Source organism: Psychrobacter sp. Arc29 (assembly GCF_041431175.1).
GTDB lineage: Bacteria > Pseudomonadota > Gammaproteobacteria > Pseudomonadales > Moraxellaceae > Psychrobacter.
This window is the reverse complement of sequence record NZ_JASMRR010000006.1, coordinates 1-18,260: the sequence shown is the minus strand read 5'-3', so window position 1 is coordinate 18,260 and position 18,260 is coordinate 1. Positions and strand designations below refer to the sequence as shown.

Genomic DNA, 18,260 nt, shown 5'->3' with positions numbered 1-18,260 from the left:
GTTCAAGTAATAACTTATCTTATGCTGTACATCGATATAGTAGATTGCATACCCATACAGGCTACTCTACCCATCCTACTAACTAACGATAACAAGGGATTAAACATGTCTATATTAACGATTATTGCCAATATCACTGCCAAAGATGACAGCATTGCCCTAGTCAAGGCTGAGCTCGAAAAACTCATACCACCTACGCGTGATGAAGAAGGTTGTCTTGGGTATAACCTGTTCCAAGATAACGACAACCCTGCTCACTTCATGTTTCATGAAAGCTGGGCCACGCGCGAGCTGTGGCAAATACATATGGAAAACCAACACTTAAAAGATTTTTCAGCCGCAACAGAAGGCGCTATTGAGTCCTTCATACTAAATGAGATGACAGAAATTGCTTAATCCCTATAATCACTCAATGAGAATTAGATCATAGGAATATTTATATTAAAAAGAGCGCTACTGTGCTCTTTTTTTTGGCGAGTGGTTTTTGGTTGATAAGATCGCATCGTAATCATTTAACTTGCTTCATTAGCTTGACGACATTCGTTACTACGTCTCCGTTTACAAAGTGCGACTTTCTCAAACCACTGATATTATTACTATAAACCCCACAGAAGATAGAAATATAATTTCACCGTTACAATTTATTTGAACGATTACTCAAATAAATATTGAGCGACTGTTCAATATCATTTATAGTGGTTTCATTGACTCAGTTACAAAGCAATATGTCTGATTTTGAGTGAACGCTCAATTTAATCGTTAAATATAAATCAGCAAATAAACTTAACCAGCATAAATATCTAAAACACACCAAATCTCAAACCTATGATTAGGAATAACATTATGACGGAATTTACGCTTCACGATAAACAAAGCGCCCCACAAGAAAGCCAAGCATTGCTTGACGTATCTATCAATGCTTTTGGTATGGTGCCCAACCTACATGCTGTCATGGCTGAAGCGCCAGGTCTGCTAGAAGGTTATCAACGTCTTCATGAGTTGTTCCTGAACAGTAGTTTTGATGATGAAGAGACCACTGTCGTATGGCAAACCATCAATGTTGAACATGCTTGCCATTACTGTGTGCCTGCGCATACGGGTATTGCTAAGAGCATGAAAGTAGATGACGCCATCACTAATGCACTACGTGATGAAACGCCGCTACCAACCGCCCGCCTAGAAGCCTTACGTGATTTCACGCTTTCTGTCGTACGTAATCGTGGTAACGTTGATGATAGCGCGGTTCAAGCATTTTTGGACGCAGGCTATACCAAACGTCAGATCTTAGAAGTCATTCTTGGTACGGCTCAAAAAGTCATGAGCAACTACACGAATCACCTAGCTAATACCCCAATCGACAAACCATTCCAGAAATTCGAATGGCATAAAGCTGACCAATAAGTCTTGCAGCGAACGCTGATACTGTCCATTTGATGTTTCCATACTGTTGTTCGAAACATCGTCGGGCAGCAGTTTTTCATATTAATTGATAGCTAATGAGAGATCCTATGGAACAGGTCAAAAAACCCTTGCAAATAGATATCGTGTCCGACGTTGTATGCCCTTGGTGCGCTATTGGCTACAGTCAACTAGCGGAGGCACTAAAACAAACCAACACGCCGCATGAGATTCACTGGCATCCGTTTGAGCTAAATCCTAACACGCCAGTTGAAGGACGCAACTATCGTGAGCATATCATGGAGAAGTACGGTACGACTGCTGAGGACGTTAAAGAGAGCCGAGCTAGAATGACAGCGGCAGGTGCAGAAGCTGGTTTTAACTTCCAATTTACCGATGAGTTTCGTACTTATAATACGTTTAATGCCCATCAGTTGCTGCATTGGGCCGATCAGCAAGGACGTATGCACGACCTAAAACAAGCCTTGTTTGTCGCGCACTTCGTTGATAATAGCAATGTAGCTGACAGCGCTGTGCTTGCTGATATCGCCGCCAATATTGGACTCGATCGTACTGAGGCGCTCGCAGTCATCGAAGATCAACGCTTTGCCGATGTGATACGTGAGTCCGTACAGCATTCAAAACAGCAAGGTATTCAAAGCGTGCCATCAGTTATCTTTAACGGTCGCCATTTAGTGAGCGGCGCACAAGACGTAGAAAACTATAAAAATATTATTGAGCAATTGACTGAGATGTCAGAATAAAAACCATAAACCGGATTCAATTTATCAATCGCACCCTACTGAGCACAGTCTATAAAAAGGTATCCTCATTATGTCAAATTCTAATCATTACGAGCCACCCAGTATCTGGACGTGGGATGCAGAAAGCGGCGGTATGTGGGCAAGCGTCAACCGCCCTATCGCAGGCGCCACGCACGAAGCAGAACTACCTCGTGGCAAACACCCTTTGCAGATTTACTCAATGGGTACGCCTAATGGCCAAAAAGTCACCATTATGGTTGAAGAGTTGCTGGCTTTAGGTGTAACAGAAGCCGAGTACGACGCGCACCTTATTGAGATTGGTGAAGGCGGACAGTTCTCATCAGGTTTTGTTGAGATTAACCCCAACTCAAAGATCCCAGTGCTGTTTGATACAGAGACTGGTAGCCGTGTGTTTGAAAGTGGTGCTATCTTGTTTTATCTTGCTGAAAAGTTCGGACAACTGCTCCCCAAAGATGCCGCTGCACGCACTGAAGTCATGAATTGGCTCTTCTGGCTGCAAGGCTCTGCCCCTTACTTGGGTGGCGGTTTTGGACATTTCTACTCTTATGCACCAGAGAAGTTTGAGTATCCTATCAATCGATTTACGATGGAAGTCAAGCGTCAGTTAGATGTACTGGATCGAGAGCTGGCAGAACATCGCTATTTGGGCGGCGATGAGTATACGATTGCCGATATCGCCACGTGGCCTTGGTATGGCAATTTGATACTTGGCGAGGCTTACGGTGCAGGAGAGTTCCTACAAGTTGAAAGCTATAAAAACGTACACCGCTGGGCAAAAGAGATTTTAGAGCGCCCTGCTGTACAACGCGGTCGCAAGGTCAACCGCACTTGGGGCAAACCCTCTGAGCAACTCCATGAACGTCATGATGCGTCAGATTTTGAGCTAAAAACTCAAGACAAACTAAATGCTCATACCACTGAAGAACCAAACAAATAGACGCCTTTGTCTATTATTTACTCGCTTACTTAAGTAGTCTTATTGGACAATGTTCAGGGTAATGTTAACTTTTCCCATTGCTACTTTGGAGCACTGTAAACACCCCATACTTTTACAATTAAGACTGCTAAAGTAAGATTGTTCAAAACATACTCATCATAAAATGCTATTAAAAAGGATAACAACTATGTCAAATAATTACGCTCAAAAAATCAAAGCTGGTGCTGCTTTTCCTGAAATGGAGGTACAGCTATTAGATGGAGAGATGACAGAACTTGGCAAACCTGCGAACGGTCATGACTGGAAGCTGGTGGTTGTCTATCGTGGCAAGCACTGCCCAATCTGTACAAAATATTTAAATACGTTAGAGACTGTGAAAAAGTCTTTCTATGACAATGGTATCGATGTCATTGCCGTGTCTGGCGACAGTAAAGAGCAGCTAGAAGGACACTTAGAAGAATTAGATATCAGCTTCCCTATTGCTTATGGTCTGACTATCGATCAGATGAATACGCTAGGGCTTTATATCTCTGATCCACGTTCAGCGAAAGAAACGGATCATCCATTTGCAGAGCCTGCTGTATTCGTCATAAACGGTGAAGGCAAGATACAAATCGTTGATCTCTCAAATGCACCATTCTCTAGACCAGACCTTGAAGCTCTAGCGGATGGCTTGGTGTTCGTCAGAAAACCAGAGAACAACTATCCAATCCGTGGTATGCATGGCTAAATAGCCCTAATTTTTATGGGCGATAGTTTTGGAAAAAGCGTATCAAGGTCATGCCTTGGTACGCTTTTTTATGGCAAAAATAATGCGTTTCATTAAAGCGGCTGTTTATTATTTTTTGTTAACACTCGTACACTGAGATTGATTTCTGCTAAAATCATGCAGTAATATTATCAATACCTCATCACTGGTATGAGAAAAAGGACTTACTATGCGATTGAAATCAATCGTTCAAAAACTACATGAACGCGCCCCAAAATTGGGCAAAGCTGCATCACTCACCACAGCAACTGGCGTGATTACCTTTAATAGTATCTTGGCAGGACCTCCTGTATGGATAATGGGCGCTGCCAAAGCCATCACTGGAGCGGCTATCGCTGACAAAGCCGTTATCGATGTCACCAACTATTGGATCAACAGTAACAATGCCGTTATCGACAATGTCCTGCCGCGTAAAGACTGGCGTATCAGCTTGCCTGATGATGTACACACAGACGGTCAATACCTACTGATGAGCAACCACCAATCGTGGGTCGATACCAGCATCATGCAATATATCAGTGAAAAACGCCTACCATTGACGCGCTTTTTTACAAAGTTTGAGCTTATCTATATTCCGGTGATTGGTCAGGCTTTTTACTTTCTTGACTTCCCCATGATGCGTCGACATTCTAAAGAAGCCATTGCCAAAAATCCTGCTCTAAAAGGTAAAGACATCGAAGAGGCAAAACGAGCCTGCGCGCTATTAAAAGACAAGCCTTTTACTTTGCTAAATTATTTGGAAGGAACGCGCTTCACCCCTAGCAAACGTGACAAACAAAACTCACCATATAAGCATTTGCTCAAGCCCCGTGCTGGCGGATTATCACTTGCTTTGAGCGCCCTGGGCTCAGAGATCGACGGTATCTTGGACATGACGATTGTCTATCCTGACGGCATACCCACTTATAGTGACTTATGGAAAGGCAATATTAAACGACTAGGCGTCGATGTGCGTCATATCGAGATACCTGAAGACTTATTTACTGCGATTAAAAATGGCGGTTATGAAACAGATGACGCGATAAAAGCACAGATGTTTGACTGGGTCGAGCAAGTATGGCACAAAAAAGATCAGCTAATCACAGACATGCTTGCTGAATTTGAGACCAAAGACGCCTAGTATAAAAGTGCTCGGTTCAAAATACTCAGTTCAGAAGCTTTCAATTGATTCCCCATATCAATAATCCTTATTATTTGATAACCTCGAGGTGTTCAGCACGTACCAATATGAGAAAGGTAAAACCATCTAATGATGAAGTTTCGTGAAAAATGGTTTTGGGCGTTATGCCTTGCAATACTGGTACATGCTGGGGCTTTTCTTATGTTTTATCTCAACACAAATCAAGCGGATACAGCAAAAACAGCAAACAATGGTGTGAATGCAGCCAAACCCGCTGCTATTAATAGTATCAACCTCCCACCTACTGATAAAGTTTATACTACGACTGTCACCACTACTAAGACACTCGACAACCTCGATAATAGCCCTGCGGACACTAATGTCCTCGATAAAAGCACTGCCTTAACCAATTCAACCAGCAATGATGCGCAAACAACCATCTCAGAAACTACACAAACGATGTCTTCTCAAGCTTCTAACAATTTTGATAGCAACCTTGATAATAATCTTGATAGCAACCCTAAAAAAGCTCCCAATACCTCCGCAAAATTGACTCAAGATGTCAAAGATCAATCCCAAGAAAATAAACGTCTAAAAGCTCAAAAAGATGAAATATCTCAACCAATTATAACGAGTGCTGATACTAATCTAGAGAACCTCAAAAACAATGCAGGTCTACTAGAGATGGATGTGCCCACAAACAAAAACGAGACGCAAATAGCTAAAGATTACCTCTCAGCGAAATCTGAAGTAGAAGAAATCAACGATCAGCTGAGCGCCGCTATCAATGAAGTCAAAAAACGCAATCAGCAAAAAATTGATAAGCAGCAGCAGTTGAGAAATGAGGCGAACATCAAAGATAGCCAAAACCTTCGTGAAAACTCTAACTAATAGTAGAAGGTTTATGAGAAGTAGCACAATAAAGCCAAATGCCTTTATATAAAGAAACCCCAGCAATTAACTGGGGTTTTTCAATCTCATTGGTAAATACTCAATATTAAGCTGTTAGCGCTCACCCAAACCTTCTGATAAGGTCTTGGTAATGGGCTTAGTCAAATAAGACAATACGGTACGCTCCATCGCTTTGATATCGACAGAGGCTGTCATACCGGGCTTGATGACGATCTCATCACCGCGGCCCGCAAACTCAGCACCATGTATCACAATCAATACGCGATAGTAGGGTTCTTCTCCTTTGGGCGTTTGCTCCATGAGCGTATCAGGACTGATATAGCTAACCGTGCCATTCATGGCCCCAAAGATAGAGTAGTCATAGGCATCGAGTTTGACGGTTGCCTGCTGACCTTCTTTAACATAGGCAATATCAGCAGGGCTGACCTTGGCATCGACAACCAAATCACTACTGGTCGGTAGAATCTGCATAATCACCTCGCCCGGTTTAACCACACCGCCGATGGTCGTTACATTGATATTTTTGATCTTACCTTCTGTCGGTGCCATCAAACGCTTTTCTTCTAGCACTTGTGCCCGATCTCGTAACTGCTCAAGTTCTGTATCCAGCTCCTCTTGAGCTTTCGTCATTTCCGCCTGTGCTTCTTCAAAGTACTTGTTACGCTTATTGTTGATTTGCGCTTCAATATCAGCGACCTGCCGACTCAGCTTGATGACATCGGCCTGACTGACATCGCCATATTCGAGTAATGGCTCGTTCATGCTAAGCTCTTGGCGCGCTAGTACCAGCATTTTTTCGAGAGAAGAGACATCTTCATTAATGGCCTGACGCCGACGGTTATAGAGCGCTCTTTGGTTCTGTACGTACTCAGGATAACTTTGTACGTCTTTAGGGAACACCAGTGGTGTTTCAAAAATTTCGGCATTTAACCTTGCCAATTTGGCCTTTAATGCCGCTGTTTTAGAGGCAGAATTATCCACCGCTGCTTTAGCACGCTCTTCTTCTAATACCACAAGCAGCTGACCTGCTTTGACCTCTTCACCCTCGACAACCGCTAGATCTGTCAACACACCGCCTTCTGATGCTTGAATCTCCTGCGTCCGCGCGCTTGCAATCACTGTTGCAGTGGCACGGGTAACCTGATCAATCTTGGCAAACGACGCCCATACGATCAAAATGATAATACCAATCAAAGCGACCCAAATACTCAATCTGGCTTGACCAACTTTGGGTTTGGTGGGTGTGTATTTATACGATGACATACCTACTTCCCTTGATCGTCTATTGAGAATTTGGCGCTGCTAGGCTGTACGCTATTGTTCGTCGCCTCAAGCCCTTTTACTTTTGGGTCAGTCAATTGCTGCCTAGTTACTGGTTGCTGAGCTACAGTAGGATTTGGTTTCACTTTAGCTGCTGGGCGACTGGTTTGGTGCGCTGTTTTATTACTTTGTTGTGCAGTGACTTTTTGTTTTCCTTGCTCGTTTTTTTTCAGCTCATCGAGTACGGCCTGTTTTGGTCCATCCATAATAATGCGCTGGTTGTCCATGATAATGATGCGATCAGCCAAGTCAAGCAATGCGGTCTTATGGGTAGACACAATAAATGTCTGTCCCTGAGTCAGTTCCTGCCGCAAAACCTGCAAGCAGCGCTGCTCTTGGCGATTGTCCATAGATGCTGTCGGCTCGTCTAGCAAAAACACATCCGGCTTGGTCAGCAGCAAACGGGTGAATGCTACCAGTTGCTTTTGCCCACCTGACAGCCCTTTACCACCTTCACTAATCGGCAAGTCAAGGCCGCTAGAATGGCTCGATACTAAATTGATGAGTCCGGTTCTATGTAGCGTGTCCTGTAGAACATCATCATTGGGCGCTGCCATACCAATTAATAAGTTCTCCCGCAGAGTCCCTTGAAACAATCGATGGTCTTGCTGCAAGTAACCCAGACGCTCACTGAGCGTCTCACGGCTGACTTGATGTATATCAAGACCATCTAACAACACTCGGCCTTTGGTCGGTGCATACAATCCTGCCAGCACCTTTAATAGTGTCGATTTTCCTGAGCCAATAGGTCCAAGTATCGCTATGCGTTCGCCCGGTTTTATCGATAGCTGTGGAATGTTGATGGCTGGGCGGTCATTGTCTTTATAGTTAAATACCAGACCGTCACACTGATAGCCACCTTTAATATGTGTGGGTGACAATGGGTAAGCCACGCCTTGGTTGTCTTGCTCAAGGGCAAATAGGCTCTCAATGTTCATCTTAGCGGCTTTGGCATGAGCATACTGTACTAATAAATTGGGTATCGCCATAACGGGCGCGAGTACCCTACCACCCAATATCGAGCAGGCAATCAGTCCACCCATTGTCATGTCACCTTGCATCACGACAAATGAGCCAACAATCACGATACCAACATAACTGACCTGCTGCAGCATCTGTGTGAAATACGTGAGATTATCATTGGCATGCTTCATGTCCAAGTCGTTTTTGATAGTCACATCCATCACATCAAGCCAACGCGAAAGAAATTTCCAACTACCCGCCCCCGCCTTTATAGTCTCAACACCTTCTACCGCCTCGACTAGCAGACCTGTTTTATAATAAGAAGCCGTCGCGCCTTCTGCTGCAATGGCATCAATGCGTTTGCGCGCAATCAGTCCCATCGTAATCGCGATCATCGCTGCAACCACTGGTACGGCAGCTACTAAAGGTGAGCCAATAAAAGCCACCAAGGTAATAAAAATAATGGTCATCGGCAAATCGACCAAGCCAAAAAGCGTACTGGCGGTAAAAAAGCTGCGCACTTGCTCGTAGCCACGTAATTGTGCTGCCATAGAGCCCACTGACCCTGGCATCTGATCGATACGTACTTTGAGTAGACGCTGGAACACTTCTCGAGACAGATACTGATCGAGACCGACCACCACTTTATCCATAATCTTTGAACGCGAAAATTTCATAAACGCTTCAAATAAAATGACCAAAAGCACACCGCTTGCCAAAATGATAAGCGTGTACTCACTGCGTGTTGGTATGACACGGTCATAAACTTGCATAGAAAACAAGGAGACTGCCAACGCCAGCATATTAATCAGAAAAGTGGCGATAACAGCTTCAACGAGAATGCCTTTATAATTACCCAAATCAGATTTTAGCAAGTCAGAAAATGAGGCTTTGCGCTGCTGAATATGATCTTCTTTTAGGCGAATACGCAACACCAACGACAGCTCATTGGCGCGCACATGTACTTGCTGGTTTGACTGTCTAAAGTTCCAGATTTTTTGCGGGGTTTGACTGTCGATGACGCCCCAGCCTAACGCCGACTGATACGCCAGCAAGGGCAAAAAAGCCGCATCGGGCTGCTCTAATATCTCGGGTGTGTCATTAATACCAATACCTTGTAACACAGCGATGACACCGCCTAACTCATGAATGCTTTGACCTTGTCTATCCGATAGCTCACTATGACGCTCAACGATATCATGGAGTCTTATATTATCTACTGGATAGCCCTGTTGCCCGAGCAAGTGCTTGATCGCATCGGTCAGCGTTTCAGTCAGATCAACCTGTTCAGACAGTGGTAATTCATTGCTGTGATCAACAGATTCAGACGTTGTCTTCTGCAAATGTGCACTCATATCACTCGCTTATTTCATTTTTTAGACAGTTGCTATATTCAAGATAATCTAGGAAAAACACTAAAGTCATTGTTATCGAGAAATGGCTATCTACGCTTTTCTATGACTTACCTATTTAGTTATTTACCATACTCTTTTGTTCAATTATCGGCGTAATACTGTAGTCTTCATTCAACATGAGATAGTGACCATTATCCAAATCTTGCTCGGCAGTCGCTGGTAGCCTAATCTCGATATACTGCTCTTCTGCTATATTGTCTCCGTAGCCAAACTCGTGACTCATGTTGCTGCTATTCTCTTGCTTATTGAGCCACTGTTTGACCGAATTTTTGGGGCTAAATAGAGTGACTGGCTGACGATTATGAGAAAACTGCTGCCACTGCATGATGCCAAAATCTACTTGCAGTCGATAAAATGCACCCAGCATCTCTGCCCGAGTTTGTACCAGCTGTACTTGATAATCATTGTGCTCACGAACGGCATTGAGTACTTCTAGCCATGACTTTCGCCCAGCAATAAACTGCCGACGATACGAGCTGACCACCAGCTGTGCACCAGCGACGGCAGCGACCAATGACGTTTCTCTATCTTTTGCACTGACAAACTGCTGGTACTGTACTTGAATGTTCTCTATCACATTACGGCGTGCTGCTTCTTGATTCTGTATTAGGCTATTGACCTGTGCTTGTGAGGCGCGTGCTAGCGCAAAATTGGAAAATCCAGCACCGGGTGCATAACTCAAACCTAATGAAAACTTGCCATCGTTTTCGTTATTTTCGTGATAGTAAGCATGTTCGTACTGAGCATAAACGGTGGGATATTGAGCAGCTTTTTGCGATTCGACACCTTGCTTGGCAGATTCAATCTGGAAATGCTCTTTTACAACAGTAGGGTTATAAAAACCTGCTCGATCAAACGCCATTTTTTCAAAATCGACAGATTGCTGCTTGGCTTGATTTACCAGTACCTTGATGTTCGGTATGCTCATCGCACTCATTTGAGACAACGGCTGACCGATAATTTGCTCAAGCCGAGCGGCGGCGATACGTTGCTGCTCAGCAGCAGCTTGATAAGCCGTCTGCTCCTGCAGGATACGGTTGGTCACAAGATCAAGCTCAATCCTAGCCGATACCCCTTGGCCAACGCGGCGCTGCATCATGGCTTCAAAATCACCCAGTTCTTTTAGATTATCGACATGGACGGCTTGTTTTGCGACAGCTTGAATGTAGCTCTGCCAAGCATCAATGGTCGTTTTGGCGACTAAATTTTGTTGCTCGTAGATATATTCCACGGCAGCTTTATCATCAAATATGGCTTGATTGACATCTGCTGTGAGCTTGCCGCCCGTCCATAAAGGCTGGCGTAGGGTCACTTGTGAGACAAAATCATTGTCTCTATCAAAACCTGAGCTGACACTTGGCGTTGGCAACAGATTTAACTTGGCCGCGCTGATACCTTCTGTGGTTGCTTGTTGACTCGCGCGTGCCGACCCCACCAAAGGATGCGTCTGAATCGCTTGCGCAACCAAATTATTGATCTGTAAATCTTCTACCGCTGCTTTGGCAGGTATGGTAAAAGACAAACACGCTGCCAAAAAAGCAGTCTTCTGACGCGATATCAGATTATAAGAGAGATATTTTCGGTAACTCGTATTTTTCATATTCAGTTTCAGTGGTCAGCATTATGAACATCTTTTTGATGCGCTGTTTAGTGTCTATTCATTAAACCTTACTAAAACTTATGTGATAAGACAATCAGATAATAACTAAAATGATATTTATTTATTCCTTATAGAGAATTAGAATCAATCAGCATTTTTAAGTCTATATTTTAAATGCTATTTTTTCGAATAAATTCTCGATAGTAGTATTTTTTTACTATATTCAAAATTAGTGATCTAAAAAATCGCTGTGAATTTACTTTTCAAAAAATCAATGACTGTAATAGTGAAGTCAAAGTGATCAATAGCGAAATCTTCAGCATCAATCATAATTATTTAATAGCTTTGGCGCTTTTACTAGCAAGCTTTGGATAATCTGCGCTTTTCAAAAAACGCTGATACGCGATTAATCCTGATAGATAGTGCTCCACGTCATCAATACGCACTCTAAATGAATGATGACGGATGAAAAAACCGTGCAAGATGGTCTGCGGAGCCTTATAGAACATAGCCATTTCTGGAAAGAAAAAACCATTCATGAGGTGATTGGCGCGTACATGTAATGCTTGATAAAAGCTTTGAATATCAAAGTCTACTAACACATCGTGAAATTCTGGATAATCATCTAGCTTTAATAGCATTTTGTGAAACGCCATGCATAGCTCAAGTAAGGTTGGAAACGTGGTGATGCGATTTTTGATAAAGTCGATATACCCTGCGATATTATTGACCGCGAAACGAAAATACTTTTTTTCAGGCTTATAAATAATCAGCTCGTTTGAACAGTAAGACAGCCAATGGTCATGGGCTTGGTGGTGCTTCGCTGCTATAAAATAATCAAAGGCTCGCGTGACACAGTCAAGCCAACGCTCATCTTTGGTCAAACCATATAGGCGCATCATTGCAAATGCAGCCTCTCCATCATAATAAATAATGCGGTGTTTCGCTTTTAGTGTTAGGTCTTTACGATGTAATACGTGCACAAAGCTGCCGTCATCTTGTTGCATCGCGACGATACCTATCGCTAACTTAGTGGCCAATGCACGGTAGTCGTCTGCAAACGGCATATCAGGCAAGACCTGCAAATACTTGACGATTGCTAATATCGCCACAGCATTCGCACCCAGTTTGATCTCTCCGCCTGTATCTATGACATAGGCCTTATCATCGTATATTTGAATAAGCTCATCAATCAGATAGCTCATGGCTTTGTCGATATTAATGTGCATTTCAGACAACGTCAGCTTAGCTAGCATCGCTGAAGCTTGACTTGATTGCGTGCTGTAGTCGTCATCAAAATCACTACCAAAGCGACGGCACGCCTCATAACCCTCTATCAACGCATAAGTACTACTGGCATGGCGTAGACTATTGTAAGTCTGTATCATCCGATCAAAGCAAGGGAAATACCCATATACATATCGGCCTGTGTGCGTTACTTGTCTAGCAAGATACTGTGTAGACATCTCAATGATAGGCTGAATATTTTCTGCCGATAGTGGCAACAGCTTACGATGACCTTTGCAACGCGGCTGAGTCTCAAGATTATGAAATCCTCCTGTCTTTCCATCTATAAACACACCTGCCGTATTAAAGCTGACAATAGGCAAATCATCGCTAAAATCTGGAATTTGACTACTGCCATGACGCGCTCTCACGTAAGTTGTCAGATTGTGGATATTGACACCAGCATGAGCGACACTATTGCCTAAATACAGACATGCATTGGCATTTAACTCCATCTCAGTAAGCAACAACCATGGCTCACGTACTCCTTTGAACGCAACTCCTGAGCGATAGTAATTGCGTTTAAAACTTTTTACATATTGCTCAAAGCTTGACCAAGTCGTAAGTGCTGCCTGATTGATCCACTCAAGTCTAAGCCAAGCGATAGGCGCTTCAAACTTAGATGATAAATTAGTAATTTTTGTAATAATGATAGGGAGTATTTTTTCAAAATCAGCAAAATCATTAATACGACTTGCTTCATTTATATTCACTAAACCATCTATAAAAAATGTCACCGTTTTGGCTCTTGCGTAGCCATCGGATACGGATAACACAAAGGTATTAAGTAGAGTATCAAAAATGACATTTACTCCACTCTTGTTATTTATTTGATTAATATGTGTTTTTGACCAGTTGTCATAAATTTTTGAGATATTTTCTTTCAAATGGTTCACTAAGACAGTCGAGTCTATACATTCATCCATGTTTTTATTATCCTTTATAGTCTTTTACTTTCTAATATTTTTAACTTAAAAAATAAAACAATTATATGAAACCTCTGAAGCACTATTAACTATATCTTAAAACAGCTAAATAAATAGCATGAAAAACGCCTCCATTTCGGAAGCGTTTTCAATATTAAAATACGATTGGCGGGTATCAGATAATATTAACTATATCAGTATCGATGTAGATCTGCGTAGAGGTGTCAACACCTGATTGCCACACATCATATATCTCACCTTCTGAGACAGTCTGTCCAACACTTGACCAACTATCCCCTTCTAGATCGACTGTATCGTCACTATCGCCTCTGACATAAATCGCGGAATTAATGTCTTTAGCTGCTACATTCAACGTATTAGCACCAATACCGCTAATATCAATGATATCGGGCTGCATCATATCAGATAGGCTAATCACTTGATCTGCGCCCTCAAAGCTAAGAATTTCGAAACCTTCGCTTGAGGTGGTTAATGATGTATCAGGAAGTTCGATAGCATCATCAATGCCAAGTGTGAAGGTGTCATCTAGTATCACGCTACGTGCAGCAAACGCCCCACTATCTGTATTGTAATCAAGCGTAATATCTAGATTTGCGATAGATATTTCGCCATTTGGTGCCGTAATCGTGTACTCAAAGCGATCAACATCACCAAACGTGCCCGTGAAATCAGTATTGGCTACGTAGGTATAGCTACCATCTTGGTTAATGGTAAGTACGCCATAGTCTCCAGTGATCTGTGTTCCTGTGGTTACTCCAATGCCGTCAACTACTGACACGATCGTTCCGGCTGTAATAACGTCTGCACCATCATCACCTATGTCGGTAATGACATTCCCACCTGCCGAAGCATTAACGGTAGCAGGTGGGGTGTAATTGGTAATGACGTCTGATTTTGTTTCAAGTCTAAGACCACTCAATAACGAAACATCTAGAAGTCCGCCATCATTACCGAGCGTGACATAGTACGTTCCGCCACCTTCAAACTCCGGTAATACAAGGTCAGCAGCACTCCATGAAGGTGCCAAGAATCCAATACCTGCTTTATAAACCAGCCAATCCTCTGTTGTTTGGACTAATGTAGCAGAACCGTCTCCATTATCTTTATATACCACAAGATCAAAATCACGATCTCCAGAAACACTTAGATTTGCAAGAGCACTTCCACGACCATCAACCGTTACCTGCCTAGTTGTGTTTTCAGCGACATTGAAAGAAAGAACATTACTACTACTCAGCGCGCTTACCTCTACGGTATCTGCAAGCAAACCAAGGTTAAGTAGTCCTCCTACCGTAGTACTCTTTAAGGCTACATTAGTAGTCGATGTCTGGAAACCTATATCCAGTGCAACGTCATTATCAAACGCCACTGGCACAGTCGTGTCAACAGTGATAGTAGCTGTCGCAGCGATAATACTTACGTTGCCCGCAGGGTCTGTTGCAGTAGCGCTCAACTGCTCAGCGCCTTCTCCCATTGCCCTCACTTCTGCTTCATCAACGTTGATACTCCAATTACCAAGCGCATCAACAATCGCCGTACCGAGAATGTTATTTGAGCCATCAGTCAAGGTAATCGTATCGCCTGAAACACCCGTACCTGTGACCGCAAAACTTGCCGCAGCTTCGGTAGCATTAACGACGTTATCGCCAGCGATAGGCACATCGATCGTTGGGGTATCTGGCGGAGTCGTATCAACGACTGCATCGAGATTGATTACCAACTCTGCTGTATCACTGACATCCCCATCAGATACTGTATAGGTAAATGTATCTGTCTGACCTGATGATGCAAAATCGCCGTTCGCCGTATAGGTATAACCACCATTGGAATCAATAACCAAAACACCGTACTGACCCTGTATCGTGAATGTCGTTACATTACCAACTGTCTGCGAAGTAGGCTCGGATCCAGTATTATTACTATCAATATCAATCAGTACGCCGCCAAGCACGTCATCCTCGCCTGGTTCACCTACTACCAATGGATCAGGATTGATGACGTTTCCTTCAATGACAGTGTCATCTGCATAATCGAACTCAGTCACTGTGGCAGTGATATCCGTCGTTTGAAGTAATGTCAAAGTATTACTTAGTAGTGCTTCGGCCAATGCATCGACCACAGGATCAATCACCCCGCCGAGCAATGTATTTAATACTGCGCTTTCTTGCAGCAAACCGACCAGTTCACCAGCCCCTATATCTGTGGTTAGATCTAAGGTAGTTTCGAGAATACCTCTAACCAAAGTTCCCACACCCAAACTCAAGTCTAAGCCTAAGTTCAATCCTAGGCCTAAGCCTAAATCTGAACCTAGTCCAAGAGTGTCATTAAGTGCAGCTTCAACAGCATCCAGCACAGCCTCTTGGTTGTCAGGACCAAGTACAACCCCTGCATCACCTAACTCTTCCAAGGTAATATCATCGATTAAAGTTTCGAGAGTACTACGATCATTACGTACCACGACCGTATAATTATCTGGAGTTAGACCTGAGACTGTTGCGGTCAATGTATCATTACCAGTTAACCCTAGTAACTCGAAACCGAGCACATCACCTATCAGTGGGTCGTCACCTGTCGTACCAACATAAACCAGATCTCCATTGCTATTATAAACTTCTATATTTATCGCATCTGCTACTGCGACTAACGCTGTCTGACTGACTTCAATACTGACTGTACCACTTGCGCCTGCATTCACGGTAAAGTTGAGGCTGCTGTCTACACCACCCGTCCCTTCTCCAACACCAAGTATGTCTAAATCAGAACCACTGACTGGACCGTAATAGGTGACCTGTAATGCTCCTAGATCCAAGTCGTCCAGATCATCGCGAGCGATGAAATCTGCGTTTAAATCAAAATCGACAGCCACACTTGGCGCACTGACATTACCAGCAGCATCCGCTACTGTCGCCACTACGCTATAAGCGCCATTGATACTGATGCCGCCTGCACCATTTGGAATGGTGATATCTGCTGTACCATTGCCACCGTTGACATCAAGATCATTTGCTGTCACTACATAGTCAACGGTAATGGCTGTGCCAATCTCTGGCGTTATGGTGAGCGTGACAATATCGCCTACCAAAGTACCTGTTGGTAACGTTACCTGAGTTTGGATACCATCTGCAAACTCAGTCGCATTTACGCCACCAGCAGCTTCAGGAATGATAACGACTGGTAGCGGTTGAGCTGCGCCATCTTCTCCTCCGGGTGCAGTGGTATCTACTATGATGGTTTCGACAGGCGCATTACCACTGACGTTGTTAGCACTATCTCTGATGTTGTAGGTCAAGTCATGCTCCCCATCTGCAAGTGGCTGGGAGGGCGTCAAAGTTACACTACCATCGCCATTTGGCACAGAAGTTGACGCTACTACCTCTCCATCGACGACCAGTTGCGGTGTGCCATTAGCCACTTGATCGGTAGGTACGATGACACCTGGGGTATTGTCATTAGTAATACCAAAATCTGCAATGATTTCTGGAGGATCTAGCAAATCGCCACTGCCATCATTGGCCACGTTGTCAGTGATAACCGGCGCATTTAAAGGCGCAGTACTATCAACACTAATATCTGCAATGACAGTACCACTTTCATTACCCGCTTTATCTCTGATACTGGCCGTCACTCTATCGCCAGGATCAACATTTAGCGAGTAACCAGTAAATAGTATTTTTCGAGTTATTAAGATTTCTTGATCATTAACAATTAAGGTATCGCCAAGTTGAGCATCATTAGGCACTTCAACCAAGACAGTAACGGTACCATCTGCATTCAAATCCTCTTCACTGTACGTACCGTTAAGCCCATTGGGTGGCGGGGCAGTAATGGTAGGATTAGTAGGTGCAATAGTGTCACCTAAGCCAATAACTACCTGTGGTTCAGAAGTATTATCTGCAGCATCTGTAGCAGTAACATCTACTTGCTGACCTTCATCCAGTGCAGGTTCGATTGTCACTGAGAAATTACCTAATGCATCTGCCAAGGTGACAAAATCAGCCCTTCCGTCTCCATTAATATCAACACCAACGATAGCCCCTGCTTCGGTTGTCCCTGTAATCGTAGTACTATCCGGTTCACCGTTACCATCCTCGTCTGGGCCATTATCAATGGCATCGACTGTTAGAATGGGGGCTTCTGTATCACCAACTCTCGCAAAGTCTTTACCAGTCCCTGATTGAGTACCATCTTGGTATGTGATTGTGGCTCTAACAAACAATGTCTGACCTTGTGCTGGAATATCTACAGAAGTAATAAAGCCATTATCAATCATGTCTTGAGTAATAACAGTATCAATGCCATTGACGGTCAGAATATCATCTACTTGAGCGTCATCTGTCAGCGCTATAGCAACTGCTATACTACCTGTCTCAAGCAAATCAGAACCAGTGATAAGGGCATCATCTCCTTCTAATATATTAACAAAAGGAACATTGTCACCGTCAATACCGTCCTGACCATCGACCCCATCGACACCATCTGCGCCATCATCACCTCTTAGGTATTCGATAAAGTCATCAACGGTGGCATTTTCTGGTAATGCACCGACTTCAATCAATAGCTCAAGAGCAGATCGACCATCTGCACCATCCTGACCATCGACACCATCTGCGCCATTGATGCCATCATCACCTCTTAGGTATTCGATAAAGTCATCGACAGTGGCATCTGCAGGTAATTCGCCCACTGCAATCAACAGCTCAAGAGCAGATCGACCATCTGCACCATCCTGGCCGTCGGCACCATCTGCGCCATCAACGCCGTCCTGACCATCGGCACCATCATCACCTCTTAAAAAGGTAATCAGATC

The 18,260-nt window shown here is 43.6% G+C and carries 12 protein-coding genes; 7 read left to right on the top strand and 5 right to left on the bottom strand.

The window, feature by feature from the left end; all coding sequences use genetic code 11:
- The first annotated feature begins 105 nt into the window (after positions 1-105).
- The 7 genes from QO189_RS09265 (at position 106) to QO189_RS09235 (ending at position 5,900) form a co-directional block, all read left to right on the top strand.
- Entirely contained in the window at positions 106-396 is a 291-nt protein-coding gene (locus QO189_RS09265) for a putative quinol monooxygenase (protein WP_371532521.1), read from the top strand.
- A 447-nt stretch (positions 397-843) separates the two neighbouring features.
- Entirely contained in the window at positions 844-1,401 is a 558-nt protein-coding gene (locus QO189_RS09260) for a carboxymuconolactone decarboxylase family protein (RefSeq protein WP_371532520.1), read from the top strand.
- Positions 1,402-1,508: 107 nt separating this feature from the next.
- Positions 1,509-2,162, top strand: coding sequence for a DsbA family protein (locus QO189_RS09255; protein ID WP_371532519.1), 654 nt, complete (start codon positions 1,509-1,511; stop codon positions 2,160-2,162).
- Between the two features lie 70 nt (positions 2,163-2,232).
- Positions 2,233-3,120: a glutathione-dependent disulfide-bond oxidoreductase gene (yghU, locus tag QO189_RS09250; protein ID WP_371532518.1), complete on the top strand. Its 888-nt coding sequence runs from the start codon at positions 2,233-2,235 to the stop codon at positions 3,118-3,120.
- A 187-nt stretch (positions 3,121-3,307) separates the two neighbouring features.
- Complete coding sequence (locus QO189_RS09245; protein ID WP_371532517.1) at positions 3,308-3,850, top strand: redoxin domain-containing protein; 543 nt, start codon at positions 3,308-3,310, stop codon at positions 3,848-3,850.
- 208 nt (positions 3,851-4,058) lie between these two features.
- Positions 4,059-5,009 carry an acyltransferase gene (locus QO189_RS09240; RefSeq protein WP_371532516.1) on the top strand — a complete coding sequence of 317 codons (951 nt, stop codon included), beginning with the start codon at positions 4,059-4,061 and terminating at the stop codon, positions 5,007-5,009.
- 129 nt (positions 5,010-5,138) lie between these two features.
- Positions 5,139-5,900, top strand: a complete 762-nt coding sequence (locus tag QO189_RS09235) for a hypothetical protein (RefSeq protein WP_371532515.1) — start codon at positions 5,139-5,141, stop codon at positions 5,898-5,900.
- Between the two features lie 114 nt (positions 5,901-6,014).
- Here QO189_RS09235 and QO189_RS09230 read toward each other — a convergent pair whose 3' ends face one another.
- From QO189_RS09230 to QO189_RS09210, 5 genes are all read right to left on the bottom strand, one after another.
- On the bottom strand, positions 6,015-7,184 hold the full coding sequence (locus QO189_RS09230; protein ID WP_371532514.1) for an HlyD family efflux transporter periplasmic adaptor subunit: 1,170 nt from the start codon (positions 7,182-7,184) through the stop codon (positions 6,015-6,017).
- 2 nt (positions 7,185-7,186) lie between these two features.
- Positions 7,187-9,559 (bottom strand): type I secretion system permease/ATPase, encoded by a 2,373-nt coding sequence (locus QO189_RS09225; protein ID WP_371532513.1) that lies wholly within the window; start codon positions 9,557-9,559, stop codon positions 7,187-7,189.
- Positions 9,560-9,674: 115 nt separating this feature from the next.
- Positions 9,675-11,219, bottom strand: coding sequence for a TolC family protein (locus QO189_RS09220; RefSeq protein WP_371532512.1), 1,545 nt, complete (start codon positions 11,217-11,219; stop codon positions 9,675-9,677).
- A 332-nt stretch (positions 11,220-11,551) separates the two neighbouring features.
- Complete coding sequence (locus QO189_RS09215) at positions 11,552-13,432, bottom strand: hypothetical protein (RefSeq protein WP_371532511.1); 1,881 nt, start codon at positions 13,430-13,432, stop codon at positions 11,552-11,554.
- Between the two features lie 175 nt (positions 13,433-13,607).
- The coding region (locus QO189_RS09210; RefSeq protein ID WP_371532510.1) for a beta strand repeat-containing protein at positions 13,608-18,260 on the bottom strand (4,653 nt) is incomplete at its 5' end.

Coding starts and splice junctions, on each gene's coding strand:
- QO189_RS09265 (WP_371532521.1), top strand. CDS start 106: ATGTCTATATTAACGATTATTGCCAATATCACTGCCAAAGATGACAGC.
- QO189_RS09240 (WP_371532516.1), top strand. CDS start 4,059: ATGCGATTGAAATCAATCGTTCAAAAACTACATGAACGCGCCCCAAAA.
- QO189_RS09245 (WP_371532517.1), top strand. CDS start 3,308: ATGTCAAATAATTACGCTCAAAAAATCAAAGCTGGTGCTGCTTTTCCT.
- QO189_RS09215 (WP_371532511.1), bottom strand. CDS start 13,432: ATGGATGAATGTATAGACTCGACTGTCTTAGTGAACCATTTGAAAGAA.
- QO189_RS09235 (WP_371532515.1), top strand. CDS start 5,139: ATGATGAAGTTTCGTGAAAAATGGTTTTGGGCGTTATGCCTTGCAATA.
- QO189_RS09225 (WP_371532513.1), bottom strand. CDS start 9,559: ATGAGTGCACATTTGCAGAAGACAACGTCTGAATCTGTTGATCACAGC.
- yghU (WP_371532518.1), top strand. CDS start 2,233: ATGTCAAATTCTAATCATTACGAGCCACCCAGTATCTGGACGTGGGAT.
- QO189_RS09255 (WP_371532519.1), top strand. CDS start 1,509: ATGGAACAGGTCAAAAAACCCTTGCAAATAGATATCGTGTCCGACGTT.
- QO189_RS09260 (WP_371532520.1), top strand. CDS start 844: ATGACGGAATTTACGCTTCACGATAAACAAAGCGCCCCACAAGAAAGC.
- QO189_RS09230 (WP_371532514.1), bottom strand. CDS start 7,184: ATGTCATCGTATAAATACACACCCACCAAACCCAAAGTTGGTCAAGCC.
- QO189_RS09220 (WP_371532512.1), bottom strand. CDS start 11,219: ATGAAAAATACGAGTTACCGAAAATATCTCTCTTATAATCTGATATCG.